Here is a 22,724-nt window from a genome sequence, read left to right as displayed (position 1 = left end):
GGCGTGTCGGGAGTGTACAGAAAGGGTCCCGGCACATGACTGTGCAGCCCGCGAAGCAAAGAGCAAAAAAGTTATAGGGGTAAAGGTACAGGGGCGGGCTCAGCGTTCGATGGCATTTTTCAGCCATTGAAGTGCCTGGCCCGAGTGGCCTCTGCCTTGCACGGCGATTACGTCGAAACGGCAGGGATGGTTGGCCCAGCGTGTTTCCGTTTGCAGAAAAGTCTCGGCGGCTAGCGCCAGCTTGTCCTGCTTGCGCTCGTCGATACTGCCGAGCGCTCCGCCAAAGTCCGCATGCAATCGATAGCGGACCTCGACGAATACTACTGTATCGCTGTCGAGCATGACCAGATCAAGCTCGCCGCGTTTGCATCGCCAGTTCTGCGCCAGCAGGCGCAGGCCTTGCCCTTGAAGGTATTCAAGGGCGTGCCGTTCGGCAGTCTGGCCTGCGCGCCGGGGCGAACTGCCGGGCATCAGCGTGGGGTATCAGGCAGGCGCTTGATCTGGCCGCCGGAGAATTCGGCCCACGGCAACTGACGCTCGATACGCTGGTTCGGGTTCATGCTCAGGCTGCCGGAGAAGCCTTCGATGCGGTTGTCTGGCAGCGCCTTGAGCTGGCCCAGGCGTGGCGCCAGGCTGTAGGCGTCGATGCCCATGGCGTACAGGCGACCAAGGCTGCCGGCGGCTTGTGGCCACTGGCTCACGACTTGCTGGCGCAGGGTGTTGTTGGTGTCGAGCAGCCACGGGGTTTCGCAGAAGCGAATGCCGTTCATATCGTTGTATTGGTTGACGTCGCCGCTGGCGCTGTACAAGTGCGAGGTGGCATACACCGGGACGTCGCCCGCGTATTGGAAGTTCAGGGTTGGTTTGATTTGCTGGCCTTGCTGTGGGGTGGCGGCCAGGAAGATGAAGTCGATGTCCTGGCGGCGCGACGGCTGGGCCGAAACGGCGCCGCCGACAGTGTTCTGCAGGCTCTTGGCGCGCCCTTCGCTCTGGCGCAGTTGGAACAGGTCGGCGATTTGCTGGGCCAGGGCTACAGGCTGATCGATGTGCTCGGCGGCGAGCAAGGTGCCGCCCTTGGCTTCCCAGTCTTGGCGGAAAGCTTTGAGGACGCGGTCGCCCCATTCGCCGCGCGGTACCAGGGCAACAGCGCGGACCATGCCGTCGGCGTGTGCGCGACGCGACACTTCGCGGGCTTCGTCTTCAGCGGCCAGGCCGAACTGGAACAGCTGGGGCGGGCTGCTCTGGCCGACGTCGCTATAGTTCAGGGCCAGAGTGGTGATCGGCAGTTGAGGGTGGGCGGCCAGCTTCTTCACCAGTGGCTTTTCCAGCGGGCCTACTACCAGTTGCACGCCGGCGGCCTGGGCCTGGCGATAGAAATCATCCAGGGAGGTCAGGCGCGAGCTGTCGAATACTTGAATGGCTGGCGGCTTCTGACCGGCTTGCTGGGCCTGGAAGTGTGCAGCCATGAACCCGTCGCGCAGGGCGCGTGCGACGCCGGCCAGTTGGCCTTCCTGGGGCAGCAGCAGGGCAATTTTGTTCAGCGGCTGGCTGGCCAGCTCCTTGAGCTTGACCAGCGGCAGTGGCAGTTGCAGTGCCGCCGGATGTTCGGGGTGCTGACCGCGCCAGGTGTCGATGGCAGCCTGTTGTTGCTCCAGGGTGCCGGCGCTTTTCACGGCCAAGGCCAAGCTGGCCCAGCCGGCCAGGGTGTCCGTGCCGGTGCTGAGGCTTTGCAGTTGCTCGCTGGGCAGTGCGGCGACCAGGTTCCAGATGGCATCCTGGTTACTGCTGGCGGCGTTGCCTTTGAGCAGGGGGGCGAGCTCTACGCGGACCTTGGCGGCTTCGAGGGGTTGGCCGTTGGCTTCCAGTACGCTGGCCTGGACGCTGCGGGTGCGTATTTGCTGGTCCTCTGGCAGCTCGCCCAGGCGGGCCATGCTGGGATGGCTCAGGGCAGTCAGCGCCGCTTTGGGCTGGTTGCGGCCCATGGCCAGCTCGGCGCTCAGGGTGCTGGCGAAAATCTGCTGGGCGGGTTTGAGTTGATCCACCGGAACCTGCTCAAGAATGCGCGCGGCTTGAGCGTTGTCCTTTTGTCGGTAAGCCAGGTCAGCGGCGCTCAGGCGCAACAGGGCGGCTTGTTCCGGTGTCTTGCTGGTGGCGGCCTGTTCAAGCAGTTGCTCGATGCTGGCGTCCGGGGTGCGTGGCAGTTCGCCAAGGCTCGACGAAGGCGAACTGGCGCAGGCTGCCAGCAGGGCGGCGAGGCAAAGGGCTGTGAACAGCCGCAGGCAAGCGATCATGTAAGGGTCCTGTTACTCGATCAAATTAACTGGCAATTGTACCCAAGCGCTGGCCGGGGCGCGATCTTGCTGGCGCTAATCCTTCAATATAGGTCGTGCAGCGCACCACAGCGACATTGTCGGTGACGCATTGTTACCGGCAGTCGGGCTACAATGGCGGTTTGATCTAGATGACAGGTGTGTGTTGTGACTGAAGTTCCAGGGGCTACCCATTCCACTGCTGGCACGCTTTACGTGGTGGCCACGCCTATTGGCAACCTGGATGACATGAGCGCACGAGCGCTGAAGGTGCTCGGTGATGTCGCGCTTATTGCTGCCGAGGACACCCGTCACTCCATTCGCCTGTTGCAGCATTTCGGTATCAACACTCCGCTGGCGGCCTGCCATGAGCACAACGAGCGCGAGGAAGGCAGCCGTTTTCTGACGCGTTTGCTGGCAGGTGACAACGTTGCACTGATCTCCGATGCGGGGACGCCGCTGATCTCTGACCCGGGTTACCACCTGGTGCGTCAGGCGCGTGCGGCGGGGGTCCAGGTCGTGCCGGTGCCGGGCGCGTGTGCATTGATCGCGGCGTTGTCGGCAGCGGGCCTGCCATCGGATCGCTTCATTTTCGAGGGTTTTTTGCCGGCCAAGGCAGTAGGGCGCAAGGCGCGCCTGAGCCAGGTGAAGGAAGAGCCGCGCACCCTGATCTTCTATGAGGCACCGCACCGGATTCTGGAGTGTTTGCAGGACATGGAAGAGGTTTTTGGTGCCGAGCGCCCGGCGTTGCTGGCGCGCGAGCTGACCAAGACCTTTGAAACGCTCAAGGGTTTGCCGCTGGGTGAGCTGCGTGCTTTCGTCGAGGCCGACAGTAATCAGCAGCGTGGCGAGTGTGTGGTGTTGGTGTCTGGCTGGAGTGCGCCGGAAGATGAGCAAGCGGTCAGCAGCGAGGCGATGCGAGTGCTAGATTTGCTGTTGGCAGAGATGCCGCTCAAGCGTGCAGCGGCACTGGCTGCGGAAATCACTGGTGTACGCAAGAATGTTTTGTATCAGGTTGCGTTGGAAAAACAGAAAGGCCACTAGTGGCACCGTGATATTAATTGTTTTATCGCTTGTTCTTGGCGGCCTCTACCGTTAACCTTTGCGGCGGAGAGTCGATTGGACAGTCGCTGCCTTCTTTTGTTTCGCAAAAGAGGGGGGAGGAAAGTCCGGGCTCCATAGGGCAGAGTGCCAGGTAATGCCTGGGGGGCGCGAGCCTACGGAAAGTGCCACAGAAAATAACCGCCTAAGCACTTCGGTGCCGGTAAGGGTGAAAAGGTGCGGTAAGAGCGCACCGCACGACTGGTAACAGTTCGTGGCTAGGTAAACCCCACTCGGAGCAAGACCAAATAGGGTTCCATATGGCGCGGCCCGCGTTGGAACCGGGTAGGTTGCTAAAGGCGTCCAGTGATGGCCGTCGTAGAGGAATGACTGTCCTCGACAGAACCCGGCTTACAGATCGACTCTCCACCTTTTTCCCCTCCTGCTTGAATCGATAGCAGATGTGTCTTCGTAATACCGAAAAAATCTTACTCTTAATAAATTACTTTAACTTCGGACTCTATCCGTCTGAGTGAGTTTGATTTTTTGTGTCTGAAATTTCTCTGATTTGATCTTTCATCTTCCCCTACCGCGCTAAATCTCCGATCTGTAAGGGATTTCCTTATAAGCGTGCCTTGACGGTGTGGTAGGCGGATTCCTATAGTGTGCGCAAGTGGCAGGAAGTGGCATAAAGTGGGTTTTCTGACACAAAAAAGCTAACAAATGGGGAATCGAAGCCGTGTTCCGCGGAGCCAACGCTATCAACCTCGACGCAAAGGGCCGTCTCGCAATGCCGAGCCGGTACCGTGACGAGCTCGATTCGCGTAGTTCCGGGCAGTTGATCGTGACGATTGATGCGGTAGATCCCTGCTTGTGTGTATACCCGCTCGATGAGTGGGAGCTGATTGAAGCCAAGTTGCGCGCCTTGCCGTCATTGCGTGAAGAGAACCGTCGCCTGCAGCGTTTGCTGATCGGCAATGCGGTGGATCTGGAGCTTGATGGCAGTGGGCGTTTCCTGGTGCCTCCGCGTTTGCGCGAATACGCCAAGCTCGACAAGAAAGCGATGCTGGTGGGGCAACTGAACAAATTTCAGCTGTGGGACGAGGATGCCTGGAACGCAGTTTCGGCAGCCGACCTTGCAGCTATCCAACAACCGGGCGCCATGCCTGACGAACTGCGTGATTTGATCCTGTGACTATAGATAGCGGCTTTAACCACATCACCGTACTGCTTGACGAAGCCGTCGAGGCTCTCGCCGTACGCGCCGATGGCTGCTATCTGGATGGCACCTTCGGTCGCGGCGGCCACAGCCGGTTGATCCTCAGCAAGCTCGGTCCGCAAGGACGGCTTCTGGGTTTTGACAAAGATCCTCAAGCGATTGCCACCGGGCAAGCGCTGGCGGCCGAAGACGGCCGCTTTGTCATTGTGCAGCGCAGTTTTGCCGAGCTGGGTGCCGAAGTGGCCGAGCGCGGTATCGACGGCAAGGTCAGCGGCATCCTGCTGGACCTGGGCGTGTCTTCGCCGCAGCTCGATGACCCTGAGCGCGGCTTCAGCTTCCTCAATGATGGCCCGCTGGACATGCGCATGGATCCTTCGCGCGGTGTCAGCGCTGCCGAATTCATCGCCAATGCGCCGGAAGAAGAAATCGCCCGGGTATTCAAGGAATACGGTGAAGAGCGTTTTGCCAAGCGCATGGCCCGTGCCGTGGTGCTGCGCCGTGAGACCGAACCGTTCACCCGCACCGCAGATCTTGCCGAAGTGCTGAAGGTGGCCAACCCTGCCTGGGAAAAGGGCAAGAACCCGGCTACCCGTGCGTTCCAGGGCCTGCGCATCCACGTCAACAACGAACTGGGTGATCTGGAGGCTGGCCTTGAAGCTGCGCTCGAGGCCCTTGAAGTAGGCGGTCGCCTGGTAGTGATCAGCTTCCACTCCCTGGAAGACCGCATCGTCAAACTGTTCATGCGCAAGCTGGTCAAGGGCGAGTCCGATAACCTGCCACGCAACCTGCCTGTGCAGCACAAGCATTTCGAGCCGAAGATCAAGGTTCACGGCAAGGCGCAGTTCGCCTCCGAGGCCGAGCTCAAGGCTAACCCACGTTCGCGCAGTGCCGTCATGCGCGTTGCCGAGAAGCTGCGGTGAGCCGCTTGTTCGCCAAGCCTTTGCCAGGCGGAAGCTTCCTGATGCTTCTGCTGTTTATCGCCGTGCTCGTTTCTTCGGTGGCGGTGTCTTACAGCGCGCACTGGAACCGTCAACTGCTCAACACTCTCTATGGCGAACTCAGCGAGCGCGACAAAGCGCAAGCCGAGTGGGGCCGGCTGATTCTCGAACAAAGCACGTGGACCGCCCATAGTCGGATCGAGAACCTGGCCAGCGAACAACTGAAAATGCGCATTCCGGCGGCCGATGAAGTACGGATGGTGGCGCCATGATGAAACTTGAAGGCGCACTCTATCCCTGGCGGTTTCGCGTGGTCATCGGCCTGCTGGCCTTGATGGTCGGTGCGATCGCCTGGCGCATCATCGACCTGCAAGTGGTCGACCGAGACTTCCTCAAGGGGCAGGGCGACGCTCGCAGCCTGCGGCATATCCCTATTCCTGCGCACCGCGGCCTGATCACTGACCGTAACGGCGAACCGCTGGCGGTGAGTACGCCGGTTACTACCCTGTGGGCCAACCCCAAGGAAATGCAGGCCTACAAGGATCGCTGGCCGGCACTGGCCGCAGCGCTCAAGCAGAACCCGCAACAGCTTTCCCAGCGTCTGGAACAACAGGCCGGCAAAGAATTCATCTACCTGGTCCGGGGCCTGACGCCGGAGCAAGGGCAGGTGATCCTTGATCTGAAAATTCCCGGTGTCTATGGCATCGAGGAATTTCGTCGTTTCTACCCGGCCGGTGATGTGGCCGCGCACATGGTTGGCTTTACCGACCTTGATGATCATGGTCGGGAAGGGGTCGAGCTGGCCTACGATGAGTGGCTTGCCGGCGTGCCCGGCAAGCGACAGGTCATCAAGGACCGGCGTGGCCGGCTGATCAAAGACATCCAGGTAACCAAAAACGCCAAGGCCGGTAAGACCTTGGCGTTGTCCATCGACCTGCGCCTGCAATACCTGGCGACCCGCGAGCTGCGCAATGCGATTGCCGAGCAGGAAGCCAAGGCGGGCAGCCTGGTGATCCTGGATGTGAAGACTGGCGAAGTACTGGCCATGGTCAACCAGCCGACCTACAACCCGAACAACCGTCGCAGCATGTTCCCGGCCGCCATGCGTAACCGGGCGATCATTGACGTGTTCGAGCCAGGCTCCACGGTCAAGCCGCTGTCGATGAGTGCGGCCCTGCAAAGCGGCCGCTGGAAGCCGACCGACAAGGTCGAGGTCTATCCGGGCACCTTGCAGCTGGGGCGCTACACCATTCGTGACGTGTCCAGAAGCGAAGGCCCGATCCTCGACCTGACCGGCATCCTGATCAACTCCAGTAACGTCGGCATGAGCAAAATTGCCTTCGATATCGGTGGAGAGTCCATCTACCGCGTGATGTCCCAGCTAGGCCTGGGGCAGTACACCGGCCTGGGCTTCCCGGGTGAGCGGGTGGGCAACCTGCCTAACCACCGCGAGTGGCGCAAGGCAGAAACTGCAACGCTGTCCTACGGCTACGGCCTGTCGGTGACCGCGCTGCAACTGGTGCATGCCTACGCCGCGCTGGCCAACGACGGCAAGATGGTGCCGCTGAGCATTCTCAAGGTCGACAAGACGCCGGAGTCCACGCAAGTGGTGCCGGTGGAAGTCGCCAAGACCATCCAGGGCATGGTCCAGCAGGTCATCGAAGCGCCGCGCGGTGTGTTCCGTGCGCAGGTGCCGTTCTACCACGTAGGTGGCAAGAGTGGTACGGCGCGTAAGGCCACTATCGGTTCCAAGGGCTACACCGAGAACTCCTACCGCTCGCTGTTCGCAGGCTTCGGCCCGATGAGCGACCCGCGCTATGCGGTGGTGGTGGTAATCGATGAACCGAGCAAAGGCGGCTACTTCGGTGGTCTGGTCTCTGCGCCGGTCTTCAGCAAAGTCATGTCTGGCACCTTGCGCCTGATGAATATTCCGCCGGACAACCTGCCGCCGGCGACACCACCGCAGCAGGTCAATGCTGCGCCCGCCAAGGGAGGGCGCGGTTAATGACAATGCCTCTGAGCAAACTATTCGCCCAAGCCAGCCGCGATCCGTTGATCCGCGAGCTGACGCTGGACAGCCGTAACATCCGTCCGGGCGACCTGTTCCTGGCGGTGCCGGGCGCGCGCGTTGATGGTCGCGATCATATTGCCGACGCGCTCAAGCGTGGTGCGGCCGCCGTGGCCTATGAAGCCGAAGGCGCCACTGTGCTGCCGATCACTGAAGCACCGCTGATTCCGGTAAAGGGCCTGATTGCCCAGCTGTCGGACATCGCCGGGCGCTTTTACGGTGAGCCGAGTCGTCAACTGAATCTAATTGGTGTCACCGGTACCAACGGCAAGACCAGCGTCACCCAGCTGGTGGCCCAGGCCCTGGACAAGCTCGGTCAGCATTGCGGCCTGATTGGCACGCTCGGCACCGGCTTCTATGGCGAGCTGCAAAGCGGCCGCTTGACCACGCCGGACCCGATTGCCGTCCAGGCCACGCTCAATGACCTGAAAAAGGGCGGCGCCAAGGCAGTTGCCATGGAAGTCTCCTCCCATGCCCTGGATCAGGGCCGGGTTGCAGCACTGGAATTCGATATCGCGGTGATGACCAACCTGTCACGCGATCACCTGGATTACCACGGCAGCATGCAGGCTTACGAAGATGCCAAGGCGCGTCTGTTCGCCTGGCCGAACCTGCGTTGCCGTGTGGTCAACCTGGATGATGAGTTCGGCCGTCGTCTTGCCGACGCTGATGCCGAATCGCGCTTGATCACCTACAGCCTCAAAGACAGCGCTGCTTCGCTGTACTGCCGCGAAGCGCACTTCGACGATGATGGTGTGCGCGCTGTAATCGTCACTGCCCAAGGTGAGCGCACCTTGCGCAGCCGTCTGCTGGGTCGCTTCAACCTGAGCAACATGCTGGCGGCAGTCGGCACATTGCTGGCGCTTGATTATGCGCTGGACGAAATCCTCAAGGTCACGCCAACCCTGGAAGGACCTATCGGGCGCATGCAGCGCCTGGGTGGCGGCAGCAAGCCGCTGGTGGTGGTCGACTATGCCCACACCCCGGATGCCCTGGAGCAAGTGCTCCAGGCTTTGCGTCCGCACGCCAAGGGCCAGTTGCTGTGCCTGTTCGGCTGCGGCGGCGACCGCGATCGCGGCAAGCGCCCATTGATGGCCGAAGTGGCCGAGCGCCTGGCTGACCAGGTGCTGGTCACTGATGACAACCCTCGTACCGAAGACCCTCAACAGATCTTTGCCGACATTCGTCCTGGCTTTGCCAATGCCGATGCTGTCGCGTTCGTTGCCGGTCGCGGCGCAGCCATTGCCCAGCTGATTGCCAATGCTGGCGTCGACGACGTGATCGTGCTGGCGGGCAAGGGCCACGAGGATTACCAGGAAATCAACGGTGAGCGTCACGACTTCTCCGATCTGGTTGAAGCCGAGAAAGCCCTCGCGCACTGGGAGACCCCCCATGCTTAAGCCACTGACCCTAAGCCAGTTGACCGCGCCCCTGCAGGGCCGCCTGGTGGGTGGCGATGCAACCTTTACCGGCGTGAGCATCGACAGTCGTGCAATCACTGCCGGGCAGCTCTTTGTGGCCCTGGCCGGGCCGCGCTTCGACGGTCATGACTACCTGAACGACGTACAGGCAAAAGGTGCTGTCGCCGCCTTGGTAGAGCGTGAAGTGCCAGGCTCCACCCTGCCTCAGTTGCTGGTCGCCGATACCCGCTTGGCCCTGGGCCAGTTGGGTGCCTTGAACCGTGCTGCGTTCGACAAGCCGGTGGCAGCTATCACCGGCTCCAGCGGCAAGACCACCGTCAAGGAAATGCTCGCCAGCATTCTGCGCACCCGTGGTTCGGTTCTGGCGACCCGCGGCAACTTGAACAATGACCTCGGCGCACCGCTGACCCTGCTTGAACTTGCCCCGGAGCATACTGCTGCGGTCATCGAGCTGGGGGCTTCGCGGATCGGTGAAATTGCCTATACCGTCGGGCTGACCAAGCCGCAGGTCGCGTTGATCAACAATGCAGGCACGGCGCATGTCGGCGAGTTCGGCGGGCCAGAGAAAATTGTCGAAGCCAAGGGCGAGATCCTCGAGGGTCTGGGCCAGGATGGCGTCGCGGTGTTGAACCTTGATGACAAGGCCTTCGATACCTGGAAAAAGCGCGCCGGCAATCACCGCGTGCTGACCTTCGCCTTGACCAATGGCGCCGCTGATTTCCATGCGGGCACTGTCACCTTTGATGAGCGAGGCTGCCCCGCGTTCGACCTGCACGGCCCCGTGGGAACGGCGCGGGTCCAGCTCAATTTGCTCGGCACTCACAACGTCAGCAATGCCTTGGCTGCGGCCGCTGCCGCACACGCGTTCGGTGTGTCGCTGGAGGATACCGCCCAGGGCCTGAACAACGTGCAACCGGTCAAGGGCCGCACCGTGGTGAAAATGGCTGCCAACGGTGTGCGAGTGATCGATGACACCTACAACGCAAACCCCACCTCTATGTGCGCTGCCGTTGATATACTCGCCGGCTTTTCCGGCCGCACCGTCCTGGTGCTCGGGGATATCGGCGAATTGGGCCAGTGGGCCGAGGAAGGGCATCGGCAGGTAGGCGACTACGCCAAAGACAAGGTTTCGGCACTGTATGCCGTGGGGCCGAACATGGCTCACGCGGTCGCAGCGTTCGGCGCCAATGCCCGACATTTCGCTAATCAAGCTGACCTGATCGACGTCGTTTGCGCCGCCGAGCAGGCCACTAACACCACTATTTTGATCAAGGGTTCGCGCAGCGCTGCGATGGAAAACGTCGTGGCGGCCTTGTGCGGTTCCAGCGGGGAGAAACATTAATGCTGCTGCTGCTGGCTGAGTATCTGCAACAGTTCTACAAAGGCTTCGCGGTCTTTCAGTACCTGTCCCTGCGCGGGATTCTGGGTGTACTGACCGCGTTGTCGCTGGCCCTTTGGTTGGGCCCCTGGATGATCCGTACCCTGCAGATTCGCCAGATCGGTCAAGCGGTTCGTAACGACGGCCCGCAATCACACTTGTCCAAATCCGGCACCCCGACCATGGGTGGCGCCCTGATTCTGTCGGCCATCGGTATCAGTACCTTGCTGTGGGCCGACCTGACCAACCGCTATGTATGGGTCGTGCTGGTCGTCACGTTGCTGTTCGGTGCGATCGGCTGGGTCGATGACTACCGCAAGGTGATCGAGAAAAACTCCCGAGGCCTGCCGAGCCGCTGGAAGTATTTCTGGCAGTCGGTGTTCGGCCTGGGCGCGGCGATCTTCCTGTACATGACTGCGCCGAGCAGCGTGGAAACCACTCTGATCGTACCGATGCTCAAGGATCTCACCATCCCGCTGGGTGCCGGCTTCGTGGTCCTGACCTATTTCGTGATTGTCGGTTCGAGTAACGCGGTCAACCTGACTGACGGCCTCGATGGCCTGGCGATCATGCCGACGGTGATGGTGGGCGGTGCCCTGGGCATCTTCTGCTATCTGTCGGGCAACGTGAAATTTGCTGAATACCTGCTGATCCCCTACGTGCCGGGCGCGGGCGAGCTGATCGTGTTCTGCGGCGCGCTGATCGGTGCCGGTCTGGGCTTCCTGTGGTTCAACACTTACCCGGCCCAAGTGTTCATGGGCGACGTCGGTGCCCTGGCACTGGGTGCGGCGCTGGGCACTATTGCCGTTATCGTTCGCCAGGAAATCGTCCTGTTCATCATGGGCGGTGTGTTCGTCATGGAGACCCTGTCGGTGGTGATCCAGGTGGCCTCCTTCAAGCTGACCGGCCGTCGGGTGTTTCGCATGGCGCCGATCCACCACCACTTTGAACTCAAGGGTTGGCCCGAGCCTCGGGTGATCGTCCGCTTCTGGATTATCACCGTGATTCTGGTGCTGATCGGCCTTGCCACCCTGAAACTGAGGTAGAAACGCGTGTCATTGATCGCTTCTGACCACTTCCGCATCGTTGTCGGCCTCGGCAAGAGCGGCATGTCCCTGGTTCGCTTCCTGGCGAACCGGGGCGTTGCCTTTGCGGTCGCCGACACCCGTGAGACCCCACCGGAACTGGAAACCCTGCGCCGTGATTACCCGCAGGTGGAAGTGCGCTGTGGCGAGCTGGACGTCGAGTTCCTTTGCCGTGCCGACGAACTCTATGTGAGCCCCGGCCTGGCCCTGGCCACCCCGGCGCTGCAGCAAGCGGCTGCCCGTGGCGTGAAGCTGTCCGGTGACATCGAACTGTTCGCGCGTAACGCTAAGGCGCCGATCATTGCCATCAGCGGCTCGAATGCGAAAAGCACCGTCACCACCCTGGTAGGCGAGATGGCCGCTGCGGCAGGCAAACGTGTGGCTGTCGGCGGCAACCTCGGTACCCCGGCGCTGGACCTGCTCAACGACGACGTCGAGTTGTACGTGATGGAACTGTCCAGCTTCCAGCTGGAGACCACCGACCAACTCAATGCTGAAGTGGCCACCGTGCTCAATGTCAGCGAAGACCATATGGATCGCTACAGCGGCTTGCCGGCCTATCACCTGGCCAAGCACCGGATCTTCCGGGGTGCCCACCAGGTGGTGGTCAATCGTCAGGACGCCCTGAGCCGCCCGTTGCTGGCAGAAGGTCAGCCGGTGTGGACCTTCGGTCTGAACGCGCCCGACTTCAAGGCGTTCGGCCTGCGTGAAGAGAAGGGTGAAAAGTACCTGGCGTTCGAGTTCCAGAACCTGATGCCGGTACGCGAATTGAAAATCCGCGGCGCACACAACCAGTCCAACGCCCTGGCGGCGCTGGCACTTGGGCACGCGGTTGGCCTGCCGATGGACGCCATGCTCTCCAGCCTGCGCACCTTCGCCGGCCTTGCCCATCGTTGCCAGTGGCTGCGTGAGCGTAACGGCGTGAGCTGGTACGACGACTCCAAGGCCACCAACGTCGGTGCGGCCCTGGCTGCCATCGAAGGCCTGGGCGCCGATATCGACGGCAAGCTGGTGCTGGTCGCCGGTGGCGATGGCAAAGGCGCCGACTTCAGTGCCCTGCGTGCCCCGGTGGCGGCGCATTGCCGCGCTGTGGTGCTGCTGGGGCGTGACGCCGAACGTCTGGCCGAGGCACTGGGCGACAGCGTCCCGCTGATCCGCGTGAAGACCCTGGACGAAGCCGTTCAGCAATGCGCCGAACAGGCCCAGCCAGGCGACGCGGTGCTGTTGTCGCCAGCCTGCGCCAGCCTCGACATGTTCAAGAACTTCGAAGAGCGTGGGCGTCTGTTCGCCCAGGCCGTAGGAGGGCTGGCATGATCTTCGGCATCATCAAGCCCTATCCGTCGCCGCTGATCAGCGGCCGTGGCATCGACCTCGATTTCGCCATGCTCGCCGGCTGCCTGGCGCTGCTGGGCCTTGGCCTGGTGATGATCACCTCGGCTTCCTCGGAAGTGGCTGCGGCGCAGTCGGGCAACCCGCTCTATCACATGTTCCGTCACCTGGTGTACGTGGCCATCGGCGTTTTCGCCTGCATCGTCACCATGATGGTACCGATCGCGACCTGGCAGAAAATGGGCTTCACCATGCTGGTGGGTGCGTTTGGCCTGCTGGTCCTGGTACTGGTGCCGGGCATCGGCCGCGAAGTGAACGGTTCGATGCGCTGGATCGGTTTCAGCTTCTTCAACGTGCAGCCCTCGGAAATCGCCAAGGTGTTCGTGGTGATCTACCTTGCCGGCTACCTGGTGCGTCGCCAGCAGGAAGTGCGCGAGAGCTGGATGGGCTTCTTCAAGCCGTTCATCGTGTTGCTGCCAATGGCTGGCCTGCTGCTGATGGAGCCGGACTTCGGTGCCACGGTCGTAATGATGGGCGCAGCGGCTGCGATGTTGTTCCTCGGCGGCGTCGGGTTGTTCCGCTTCAGCCTGATGGTGGTGCTGGCGGTAGGGGCGGTGTTCGTCCTGGTCCAGGCCCAGCCTTATCGGATGGCGCGTCTGATCACCTTTACCGACCCCTGGTCGGATCAGTTCGGTTCCGGCTATCAGTTGACCCAGGCACTGATTGCCTTCGGTCGCGGCGAATGGCTTGGCGTCGGCCTGGGCAACAGCGTGCAGAAGCAGTTCTACCTGCCCGAAGCGCACACTGACTTCGTGTTCTCGGTACTGGCCGAAGAGCTGGGCGTGATCGGCTCGCTGGTCACCGTCGCGCTGTTCGTGTTCGTCACCGTGCGCGCCTTGTACATCGGCCTGTGGGCCGAGAAAGCCAAACAATACTTTGCCGCCTACATGGCCTTCGGCCTGGCGTTCCTGTGGATCGGCCAGTTCCTGATCAACATCGGCGTGAACGTCGGTCTGCTGCCGACCAAGGGCCTGACCCTGCCATTCCTGAGCTACGGGGGCAGCTCGCTGGTGATCTGCTGTGCCTGCGTGGGGCTGTTGCTGCGGATCGAGTGGGAGAGTCGAACCCACCTGGGCAGCGAAGAGCATGAATTTGATGAAAGCGATTTTGCCGAGGAGACCAATCATGGCCGCTGACGGCAAGAACGTACTGATCATGGCGGGCGGTACCGGGGGCCACGTGTTCCCGGCCCTGGCCTGCGCCCGTGAATTCCAGGCGCGCGGTTACAGCGTGCATTGGCTGGGCACCCCGCGCGGCATCGAGAACGAGCTGGTACCCCAGGCCGGTCTGCCGTTGCACCTGATCAACGTCACCGGTCTGCGGGGCAAGGGCAAGCTGTCGCTGCTCAAGGCGCCGTTTACCCTGGTCAAGGCGGTGCTGCAGGCCCGTCGCATCATTCGTCAGCTCAAGCCGGTCTGTGTGGTCGGCTTTGGTGGTTATGTGACCGGGCCTGGCGGCGTGGCCGCAAGGCTGTGCGGTGTGCCTGTAGTGGTGCACGAGCAGAACGCCCGCGCCGGTACCGCCAATCGGCTGTTGGTGCCACTGGCCGGCCGAGTCTGCGAAGCTTTCCCCGGCACTTTCAGTGCATCGGACAAACTGCGCACCACCGGCAACCCGGTGCGCAGTGAGCTGTTCATGGAAACCCCGCGTGAGCCACTGGGCACGCGCCAGCCACGCCTGCTGGTACTGGGCGGAAGCCTGGGCGCGGAACCTTTGAACAAATTGCTGCCCCAAGCCCTGGCCAAGGTGCCTGTGGATATTCGTCCGCAGGTGTTCCACCAGGCTGGCAAGCAACACGACCAGATTACCGCCGAGCGCTACCGCGAGGCTGGAGTCGAGGCTCAGGTAGAGCCGTTTATCAAGGACATGGCCCAAGCCTATGGCTGGGCCGATCTGGTGGTCTGCCGCGCCGGCGCGCTGACCGTCAGTGAGCTGGCTGCGGCCGGCTTGCCATCGATGCTGGTGCCCTTGCCCCATGCCATCGACGATCACCAGACCCATAACGCCCATTATCTGGCCCGTGAAGGCGCTGCCTTCCTGATGCCACAAGCGACAACCGGCGCAGCGGAACTCGCTGAACGCCTGAACGAGGTGCTGATGCAACCGGAAAAACTCACCACCATGGCCGCCACTGCCCGGCGCCTGGCAAAACCTGCGGCCACCCGCACCGTGGTCGATATCTGTCTGGAGGTGGCCCATGGTTGAAAGTCAGAAAGCCATGCCGCAACCGGAAATGCGCCGTATCCGCCGCATCCACTTCGTCGGTATTGGCGGTGTGGGCATGTGCGGGATCGCCGAAGTGCTGCTGAACCTGGGTTACCAGGTGTCGGGCTCCGACCTCAAGACCTCGGCAGTTACCGAGCGGCTGGAATCCTTCGGCGCGCAGATCTTCATCGGTCACCGCGCCGAGAACGCTGCCAGCGCCGATGTGCTGGTGGTCTCCAGCGCCATCAACACGGCCAACCCGGAAGTCGCTACTGCACTGGAGCGTCGTATTCCGGTGGTGCCGCGTGCCGAAATGCTTGCCGAGCTGATGCGCTACCGCCACGGCATCGCCGTTGCCGGTACCCACGGCAAGACCACTACCACCAGCCTGCTGGCCTCGGTGTTCGCTGCCGGCGGCCTGGACCCGACCTTCGTTATCGGTGGCCGCCTGAATGCAGCTGGCACCAATGCCCAGCTCGGTACCAGCCGCTACCTGATCGCTGAAGCCGATGAAAGCGATGCCAGCTTCCTGCACCTGCAGCCGATGGTAGCCGTGGTCACCAACATCGACGCCGACCACATGGCGACCTATGAAGGCGACTTCAACAAGCTGAAGAAGACCTTTGTCGAGTTCCTGCACAACCTGCCGTTCTACGGCCTGGCCGTGATGTGCCTGGACGACCCGGTGGTGCGCGAGATCCTGCCGCTGGTCAAGCGTCCTGCCGTCACCTATGGCTTCACCGAAGAAGCCGACGTGCGCGCGATCAATGTTCGTCAGTCGGGCATGCAGACCCACTTCACCGTGTTGCGTCGCGACCGCGAGCCGCTGGATGTGTCGGTCAACATGCCGGGCAACCACAACGTGCTCAACGCCCTGGCAACCATTGCAATCGCCACCGACGAGGGCATCAGCGATGAAGCCATCGTCCAGGGCCTTTCGGGGTTCCAAGGGGTAGGGCGGCGCTTCCAGGTCTACGGCGAACTGCCGGTGGACGGTGGCAGCGTGATGCTGGTCGACGATTACGGCCATCACCCGACCGAAGTGGCCGCGGTGATCAAGGCCGTACGTGGTGGCTGGCCTGAGCGGCGCCTGGTGATGGTCTACCAGCCGCACCGCTACAGCCGTACACGTGACCTCTATGACGATTTCGTCCAGGTCCTGGCCGATGCCAACGTGCTGCTGCTGATGGAGGTCTACCCGGCTGGCGAGGAGCCGATCCCGGGCGCCGACAGCCGCCAGCTGTGCCACAGCATCCGTCAGCGCGGTCAGCTCGACCCGATCTACATCGAGCGCGGCATCGAGCTGGCGCCGCTGGTCAAGCCGCTGCTGCGTGCAGGCGACATCCTGCTGTGCCAAGGCGCCGGTGATATCGGTGGCCTGGCCCCGCAACTTATCAAGAGTCCGTTGTTCGCTGGTGCCGTCGCCAGTCAGGGGAAGTCGAAATGACTGTTAACCAATACGACAAGCTGCATTCGACCATCCCCGTGAAAGACTTCGGTCGCGTGGCCGTGCTCTATGGCGGCAAGAGCGCTGAGCGTGAAGTTTCGCTGAAGTCCGGTGCGGCTGTGATCGAGGCGCTGACCAGTGCCGGTGTCGACGTGGTAGCCATCGATGTGGGCGACGACCTGCTCGATCGCCTGCAGCGCGAGAAGATCGACCGCGCCTTCATCATCCTCCACGGCCGTGGCGGTGAAGATGGCAGCATGCAGGGTCTGCTCGAGTGCCTGGGCATTCCCTACACCGGTAGCGGCATCCTGGCCTCGGCCCTGGCCATGGACAAGCTGCGCACCAAGCAGGTCTGGCAGAGCCTGGGTATTCCGACCCCGCGCCACGCCGTACTGGGCAGCGAATCCGACTGTATTTCTGCGGGCACGGAACTGGGCTTCCCTTTGATCGTCAAACCGGCCCATGAAGGTTCCAGTATCGGTATGGCGAAAGTGACCAGCGTCGACGAATTGATCGCCGCCTGGAAAGACGCCGCCACCTACGATTCGCAAGTGTTGGTCGAACAATGGATTCACGGTCCGGAGTTCACTATCGCGACCTTGCGTGGGCAGGTCTTGCCTCCCATCGCACTGGGCACCCCCCATACGTTCTACGACTACGACGCCAAGTACCTGGCTTCCGATACCCAGTACCGGATTCCTTGCGGCTTGAGCGCCGAAAAAGAGCAGGAACTGATCGACCTCACCGCCCGTGCCTGCGACGCCGTTGGTATCGCTGGCTGGGGTCGGTTGGACGTGATGCAGGACGAGCAGGGGCGTTTCTGGCTGCTCGAAGTCAACACCGCACCAGGCATGACTGATCACAGCCTGGTCCCCATGGCGGCACGCGCAGCCGGCCTGGACTTCCAGCAATTGGTGCTGGCAATCCTGGCGGCCAGCGTCGAGGCGCGAGGTTAAGCCCATGCAAGGCGCGATGTTACGTCATCAGCAACCCGCCACCGGCCGTAGCAAGCCGGTGCCGCGCGGTGCCAGCCGGATGGTGGCCAAGGAGCCACTGTCGGCGCGCCTGCCCAAGGCCAACTTCAGCGTCTTCAAGCGTCTGCTGTGGCCGGTGCTGTTGGTGGCCGCAGGTTTTGCCGCCTATGAGGGCGCGCAACGCCTGATGCCCTATGCCGACCGTCCAATCACCAAGATTGCCGTGCAGGGCGACCTGAGCTACATCAGCCAGCAGGCGGTGCAGCAGCGAATCGCCCCGTATGTGGCGGCCAGCTTCTTTACCGTCGACCTGGCCAGCATGCGCGCAGAACTGGAGCAGATGCCCTGGATCGCCCATGCCGAGGTACGCCGGGTGTGGCCGGACGAAGTGGTGATCCGCCTGGAAGAACAGTTGCCGGTGGCGCGCTGGGGCGAGGAGGCCTTGCTGAACAACCAGGGCCAGGCCTTCACCCCGCGCGAGCTGGCCAACTATGAGCACCTGCCGCAGCTGTTCGGGCCGCAGCGGGCGCAGCAACAAGTGATGCAGCAGTATCAGGTACTGAGCCAGATGTTGCGGCCAATGGGCTTTTCGATTGCCCGACTGGAGTTGCGTGAACGCGGCAGCTGGTTCCTGACCACTGGCGCCGGTAGCGCAGGGCCTGGTGTCGAACTGCTGTTGGGACGCGATCATCTGGTGGAAAAGATGCGCCGTTTCATTGCCATTTACGACAAGACACTCAAAGAACAGATCACGAACATCGCCCGCATCGATCTGCGCTACGCCAACGGCCTGGCTGTTGGCTGGCGGGAAACGATTGCACCGACGACGGCCCAACCCGCCGTTGCGAAGAATTAGAGAGAGGCAGGACCATGGCAAATGCGCACAGCGGCAAAATGATCGTCGGGCTGGATATCGGCACCTCCAAGGTAGTGGCGCTGGTAGGCGAAGTCGCCGCCGACGGCACCCTGGAAATCGTCGGTATCGGCACCCACCCGTCACGCGGGCTGAAGAAGGGCGTGGTGGTCAATATCGAGTCGACCGTGCAGTCGATCCAGCGCGCGGTGGAAGAAGCCCAGCTGATGGCCGGCTGCCGGATCCACTCCGCCTTCGTTGGTGTGGCCGGCAATCACATCCGCAGCCTGAACTCCCACGGCATCGTCGCCATTCGCGACCGTGAAGTCAGCACTGCCGACCTCGAGCGTGTGCTCGACGCCGCCCAGGCTGTTGCCATTCCGGCCGACCAGCGCGTGCTGCACACCCTGCCGCAGGACTACGTGATCGACAACCAGGAAGGCGTGCGCGAGCCACTGGGGATGTCGGGCGTTCGTCTGGAGGCCAAGGTCCATGTGGTTACCTGCGCCGTCAATGCCGCGCAGAACATCGAGAAGTGCGTACGCCGCTGCGGCCTGGAAATCGACGACATCATCCTCGAGCAGCTGGCCTCGGCCTACTCGGTACTGACCGATGACGAGAAAGAGCTGGGCGTGTGCCTGGTGGACATTGGCGGCGGTACCACCGACATTGCCATCTTCACCGAAGGCGCCATCCGCCACACCGCCGTGATCCCGATTGCCGGCGACCAGGTGACCAACGACATCGCTATGGCCTTGCGCACCCCGACCCAGTACGCAGAAGAGATCAAGATCCGCTACGCCTGCGCCCTGGCCAAACTGGCCGGTGCTGGCGAAACCATCAAGGTGCCGAGCGTTGGCGATCGTCCGCCGCGCGAGCTGTCGCGCCAGGCCCTGGCCGAGGTGGTCGAGCCGCGTTACGACGAGCTGTTCACCCTGATCCAGGCCGAACTGCGTCGCAGCGGCTACGAGGACCTGGTGCCTGCTGGCATCGTCCTGACCGGCGGTACCTCGAAGATGGAAGGTGCGGTAGAGCTGGCCGAAGAGATTTTCCACATGCCGGTACGCCTGGGCGTACCGCATAGCGTTCGGGGTCTGAGCGACGTCGTGCGTAACCCGATTTATTCCACCGGCGTGGGCCTTCTGACCTACGGCCTGCAAAAGCAGTCCGACGGCGTGACCCTGACCGGCAACAGCAGCAGCAACTATGGCGATGAACCCAAGGCACCAGCGTTCGAGCGTTTCACTCGCTGGGTCAAAGGCAACTTTTAAAAGTTTCAAAGCAGTAGTAGTAGGCGCAAAAACTAGAGAACAGTAAGGAGAGGGAAAATGTTCGAGCTCGTAGACAACGTCCCGCAAAGTCCGGTCATCAAAGTGATCGGCGTCGGTGGCGGCGGTGGCAACGCCGTCAATCACATGGTCAAGAGCAACATCGAAGGCGTTGAGTTCATCTGCGCCAACACCGATGCTCAGGCGCTGAAAAACATCGGCGCACGCACCATCCTGCAACTGGGCACCGGCGTGACCAAGGGCCTGGGTGCTGGCGCCAATCCGGAAGTCGGTCGTCAGGCCGCCCTGGAAGACCGCGAGCGCATCGCTGAAGTGCTGCAGGGCACCAACATGGTGTTCATCACCACTGGCATGGGTGGCGGTACCGGTACCGGTGCTGCACCGATCATCGCCGAAGTGGCCAAGGAACTGGGCATCCTCACCGTTGCGGTGGTGACCCGTCCGTTCCCGTTCGAGGGCCGCAAGCGCATGCAGATCGCCGATGAAGGCATCCGCTCGCTGGCAGAGAGCGTTGACTCGCTGATCACCATTCCGAACGAGAAGCTGCTGACCATCCTGGGCAAGGATGCAAGCCTGCTGTCCGCTTTCGCCAAGGCTGACGACGTACTGGCCGGTGCCGTTCGCGGTATCTCCGACATCATCAAGCGTCCGGGCATGATCAACGTCGACTTCGCCGACGTTCGCACCGTGATGAGCGAAATGGGTATGGCCATGATGGGCACTGGCTGCGCCAGCGGTCCGAACCGTGCACGTGAAGCGACCGAGGCAGCCATCCGCAACCCGCTGCTCGAAGACGTCAACCTGCAGGGTGCTCGCGGTATCCTGGTCAACATCACCGCAGGTCCTGACCTGTCGCTGGGTGAGTACTCGGACGTCGGTAGCATCATCGAAGCCTTCGCTTCCGATCACGCCATGGTCAAGGTCGGTACCGTTATCGATCCGGACATGCGCGACGAGTTGCACGTGACTGTGGTTGCCACCGGTCTGGGCGCGAAGATCGAGAAGCCGGTCAAGGTCATCGACAACACCATGCAGACTGTCGCCATGCAGACCGCAGCACCTGCGCCTGTGCGTCAGGAGCAACCGTCGGTGAACTACCGTGACCTGGAGCGTCCGACCGTGATGCGCAACCAGGCGCACGCGGGTGCAGCCGCCGCTGCCAAGCTCAATCCGCAAGACGATCTGGATTACCTGGACATTCCAGCGTTCCTGCGTCGTCAGGCCGATTGATGGAATTTATCAGGAGTATAAGGGTGATTGGTGTTCAGCAAAGGCCGGGTCTGGTATTATCCCCAGCCTTTGTTGATACCAGTTCGCAATTTGCGCTGAAGCGGCCAATGCCATGATTAAACAACGCACCCTGAAAAATATTATCCGTGCCACAGGTGTCGGCCTGCACTCCGGGGAAAAGGTTTACCTGACCCTCAAACCCGCACCTGTGGATACCGGCATCGTATTTCGCCGTGCCGACCTCGACCCCGTGGTGGAAATTCCTGCCCGCGCGGCGAATGTCGGCGAGACGACCATGTCGACGACTCTGGTCAATGGCGATACCAAGGTAGACACGGTGGAGCACTTGCTCTCGGCCATGGCTGGCCTGGGCATCGATAACGCCTACGTCGAGCTCTCCGCGTCCGAAGTGCCAATCATGGACGGTAGCGCTGGGCCCTTTGTATTCCTGATTCAATCTGCCGGCCTGGAAGAACAGGACGCAGCCAAGAAATTCATCCGCATCCTGCGCGAAGTGACAGTGGAAGACGGCGACAAGCGCGCTACTTTCCTGCCGTTCGACGGATTCAAGGTGAGTTTCGAGATCGACTTCGATCACCCGGTGTTCCGTAACCGGACCCAAAGTGCCAGCGTGGACTTTTCCAGCACCTCGTTCGTGAAGGAAGTCAGCCGCGCCCGGACCTTCGGGTTCATGAGCGATATCGAGTACCTGCGCAAGCACAACCTCGCGCTCGGCGGCAGCGTGGAAAACGCCATCGTGGTCGACAAGGACGGCGTGCTCAATGAAGACGGCCTTCGTTACGAAGACGAATTCGTCAAGCACAAGATCCTCGACGCCATCGGCGACCTCTACCTGCTGGGCAACAGCCTGATTGGCGAGTTCAAGGGCTACAAGTCCGGACACGCGCTGAACAACCAGCTGCTGCGCAAGCTGATCGAGGAAACTGATGCCTGGGAAGTGGTGACATTCGAAGATGCCAGTACGGCACCGATCTCTTACATGCGTCCGGTTGCGGCAGTGTAAGTTCGAGCACTCTCTCTAGTGATTAAGGCCACCTTCGGGTGGCCTTTTTTATGCCTGTTGGAGCGGGCTTGCCCCGCGATTGCGATCCCACAGTTATCGCGGGGCAAGCCCGCTCCCACGGTGTCAGTCAGCGCTCTTGTCGCGCGCATGGCTGGCCAGACGCTCCAGCGCCGCCCGCAGCTTCGGATCACTGATTCCTTCGGCGGTGGCTTGGATGCTTTCGGCGGCGCGGGTAGAGAGGTCGGCAGTGTGCCCCGCAGCGCGGCTCTGGGTGGTCGGCGGTTGTACCTTGAACAGGATGCGGGTCAGGCTCGCGAACACGTCCAGCGTCTGCAGCTGGCGTTGCAGGCGTTTTTGCTGGTAGCGCAGGCGGGTAGCCCAGTGGCCGTCGGTGACAATCAGCAGCAGCGTGCCTTCGCGCCAGGAGGCGATATGGCAGTGTTCGCGGGCAGCCGGTTGCAATTGGCTGTCGAGCAGCTTTTGCAGTTGCGCCAGGCGCTGGGCCTGGCTGAACAGGGCTTTGAGCGGCCGTGCTTCGCGCAGCAGAACGGCTGGGGCGCGTGCCGGCAAGGGGCGAAAAGCCATGGGGATACACCTGAAGTTACAGAACAGGCATCTTATCAGATCCCCTGGCAAGCGCCGTGCCCGGGTGCCGGTTGAAAACTTCATGTAGCCAATGGGTTGAAGTTGTCAAAAAAGCCCTTATTGTAAAAAAGCCCCGTCAAAGCGCTGTGCCAGCATCGTGGAAATCCACCACTTTCCTCACCATCGTTTCCGGGTAGAATGCTCGTTCGCATGCGGCCATAAGGGCTGCACGGGCGACTCACGGGGCCGCCCTCCATCCCTACGTGTGG

Annotated in this window: 20 protein-coding genes and 1 other RNA gene; 18 read left to right on the top strand and 3 right to left on the bottom strand. The window is 61.9% G+C overall.

Annotation, left to right across the window (positions count from 1 at the left end; all coding sequences use genetic code 11):
- Positions 1 to 99: 99 nt before the first annotated feature.
- Positions 100 to 471, bottom strand: a complete 372-nt coding sequence (locus tag U9R80_RS22760; protein WP_301840247.1) for a YraN family protein — start codon at positions 469 to 471, stop codon at positions 100 to 102.
- Complete coding sequence (locus tag U9R80_RS22755; protein WP_301840248.1) at positions 471 to 2,291, bottom strand: penicillin-binding protein activator; 1,821 nt, start codon at positions 2,289 to 2,291, stop codon at positions 471 to 473. Before U9R80_RS22755 ends, U9R80_RS22760 begins: the two co-directional genes overlap by 1 nt.
- A 267-nt stretch (positions 2,292 to 2,558) precedes the next feature.
- Between U9R80_RS22755 and rsmI the strand changes: the two genes are divergently transcribed.
- The 18 genes from rsmI to lpxC all read left to right on the top strand — a co-directional run bounded on the left by rsmI (position 2,559) and on the right by lpxC (position 21,870).
- Positions 2,559 to 3,353 carry a 16S rRNA (cytidine(1402)-2'-O)-methyltransferase gene (gene rsmI / locus U9R80_RS22750; protein WP_324805261.1) on the top strand — a complete coding sequence of 265 codons (795 nt, stop codon included), beginning with the start codon at positions 2,559 to 2,561 and terminating at the stop codon, positions 3,351 to 3,353.
- 67 nt (positions 3,354 to 3,420) lie between these two features.
- An RNA gene (gene rnpB, locus U9R80_RS22745) (RNase P RNA component class A) lies at positions 3,421 to 3,780 on the top strand.
- Positions 3,781 to 4,089: 309 nt separating this feature from the next.
- Positions 4,090 to 4,545, top strand: coding sequence for a division/cell wall cluster transcriptional repressor MraZ (mraZ, locus tag U9R80_RS22740; RefSeq protein WP_010220775.1), 456 nt, complete (start codon positions 4,090 to 4,092; stop codon positions 4,543 to 4,545).
- Positions 4,542 to 5,489 carry a 16S rRNA (cytosine(1402)-N(4))-methyltransferase RsmH gene (gene rsmH / locus U9R80_RS22735; RefSeq protein ID WP_442964922.1) on the top strand — a complete coding sequence of 316 codons (948 nt, stop codon included), beginning with the start codon at positions 4,542 to 4,544 and terminating at the stop codon, positions 5,487 to 5,489. Before mraZ ends, rsmH begins: the two co-directional genes overlap by 4 nt.
- Positions 5,486 to 5,779, top strand: coding sequence for a cell division protein FtsL (gene ftsL / locus U9R80_RS22730; RefSeq protein ID WP_028943284.1), 294 nt, complete (start codon positions 5,486 to 5,488; stop codon positions 5,777 to 5,779). Before rsmH ends, ftsL begins: the two co-directional genes overlap by 4 nt.
- Positions 5,779 to 7,512, top strand: a complete 1,734-nt coding sequence (locus U9R80_RS22725) for a peptidoglycan D,D-transpeptidase FtsI family protein (RefSeq protein WP_301840426.1) — start codon at positions 5,779 to 5,781, stop codon at positions 7,510 to 7,512. The genes ftsL and U9R80_RS22725 overlap by 1 nt, the downstream gene beginning before the upstream one ends.
- Positions 7,512 to 8,975 carry a UDP-N-acetylmuramoyl-L-alanyl-D-glutamate--2,6-diaminopimelate ligase gene (locus U9R80_RS22720; RefSeq protein ID WP_301840257.1) on the top strand — a complete coding sequence of 488 codons (1,464 nt, stop codon included), beginning with the start codon at positions 7,512 to 7,514 and terminating at the stop codon, positions 8,973 to 8,975. Before U9R80_RS22725 ends, U9R80_RS22720 begins: the two co-directional genes overlap by 1 nt.
- Positions 8,968 to 10,338 (top strand): UDP-N-acetylmuramoyl-tripeptide--D-alanyl-D-alanine ligase, encoded by a 1,371-nt coding sequence (locus tag U9R80_RS22715; protein WP_301840258.1) that lies wholly within the window; start codon positions 8,968 to 8,970, stop codon positions 10,336 to 10,338. The genes U9R80_RS22720 and U9R80_RS22715 overlap by 8 nt, the downstream gene beginning before the upstream one ends.
- Entirely contained in the window at positions 10,338 to 11,420 is a 1,083-nt protein-coding gene (gene mraY / locus U9R80_RS22710) for a phospho-N-acetylmuramoyl-pentapeptide-transferase (RefSeq protein WP_274115046.1), read from the top strand. The genes U9R80_RS22715 and mraY overlap by 1 nt, the downstream gene beginning before the upstream one ends.
- 6 nt (positions 11,421 to 11,426) lie before the next feature.
- Complete coding sequence (gene murD, locus U9R80_RS22705) at positions 11,427 to 12,773, top strand: UDP-N-acetylmuramoyl-L-alanine--D-glutamate ligase (protein ID WP_301840260.1); 1,347 nt, start codon at positions 11,427 to 11,429, stop codon at positions 12,771 to 12,773.
- The gene (gene ftsW / locus U9R80_RS22700) at positions 12,770 to 13,984 is read left to right on the top strand and encodes a putative lipid II flippase FtsW (RefSeq protein WP_028943290.1); all 1,215 of its coding nucleotides are present in this window, start codon (positions 12,770 to 12,772) and stop codon (positions 13,982 to 13,984) included. Before murD ends, ftsW begins: the two co-directional genes overlap by 4 nt.
- Positions 13,974 to 15,053: an undecaprenyldiphospho-muramoylpentapeptide beta-N-acetylglucosaminyltransferase gene (gene murG / locus U9R80_RS22695; protein WP_301840262.1), complete on the top strand. Its 1,080-nt coding sequence runs from the start codon at positions 13,974 to 13,976 to the stop codon at positions 15,051 to 15,053. Before ftsW ends, murG begins: the two co-directional genes overlap by 11 nt.
- Positions 15,046 to 16,500: a UDP-N-acetylmuramate--L-alanine ligase gene (gene murC / locus U9R80_RS22690; protein WP_301840263.1), complete on the top strand. Its 1,455-nt coding sequence runs from the start codon at positions 15,046 to 15,048 to the stop codon at positions 16,498 to 16,500. Before murG ends, murC begins: the two co-directional genes overlap by 8 nt.
- Positions 16,497 to 17,456, top strand: a complete 960-nt coding sequence (locus tag U9R80_RS22685) for a D-alanine--D-alanine ligase (protein ID WP_301840264.1) — start codon at positions 16,497 to 16,499, stop codon at positions 17,454 to 17,456. Before murC ends, U9R80_RS22685 begins: the two co-directional genes overlap by 4 nt.
- Before the next feature lie 4 nt (positions 17,457 to 17,460).
- Complete coding sequence (locus U9R80_RS22680) at positions 17,461 to 18,330, top strand: cell division protein FtsQ/DivIB (RefSeq protein WP_301840265.1); 870 nt, start codon at positions 17,461 to 17,463, stop codon at positions 18,328 to 18,330.
- Between the two features lie 14 nt (positions 18,331 to 18,344).
- Complete coding sequence (ftsA, locus tag U9R80_RS22675) at positions 18,345 to 19,598, top strand: cell division protein FtsA (RefSeq protein WP_301840266.1); 1,254 nt, start codon at positions 18,345 to 18,347, stop codon at positions 19,596 to 19,598.
- A 57-nt stretch (positions 19,599 to 19,655) separates the two neighbouring features.
- Entirely contained in the window at positions 19,656 to 20,846 is a 1,191-nt protein-coding gene (ftsZ, locus tag U9R80_RS22670) for a cell division protein FtsZ (protein ID WP_301840268.1), read from the top strand.
- 112 nt (positions 20,847 to 20,958) lie between these two features.
- Entirely contained in the window at positions 20,959 to 21,870 is a 912-nt protein-coding gene (gene lpxC / locus U9R80_RS22665) for a UDP-3-O-acyl-N-acetylglucosamine deacetylase (protein WP_028943297.1), read from the top strand.
- A 123-nt stretch (positions 21,871 to 21,993) separates the two neighbouring features.
- Here the strand turns inward: lpxC and U9R80_RS22660 are convergent, their stop codons facing one another.
- Complete coding sequence (locus U9R80_RS22660; RefSeq protein WP_301840269.1) at positions 21,994 to 22,455, bottom strand: DUF721 domain-containing protein; 462 nt, start codon at positions 22,453 to 22,455, stop codon at positions 21,994 to 21,996.
- Between the last annotated feature and the right edge of the window lie 269 nt (positions 22,456 to 22,724).

The sequence above is a fragment of the Pseudomonas sp. JQ170C genome, assembly GCF_035581345.1.
In the GTDB taxonomy this organism is placed as follows: domain Bacteria; phylum Pseudomonadota; class Gammaproteobacteria; order Pseudomonadales; family Pseudomonadaceae; genus Aquipseudomonas.
Note: the sequence above shows the minus strand (reverse complement) of the source record. Positions and strands in the feature narration are given on the sequence as shown.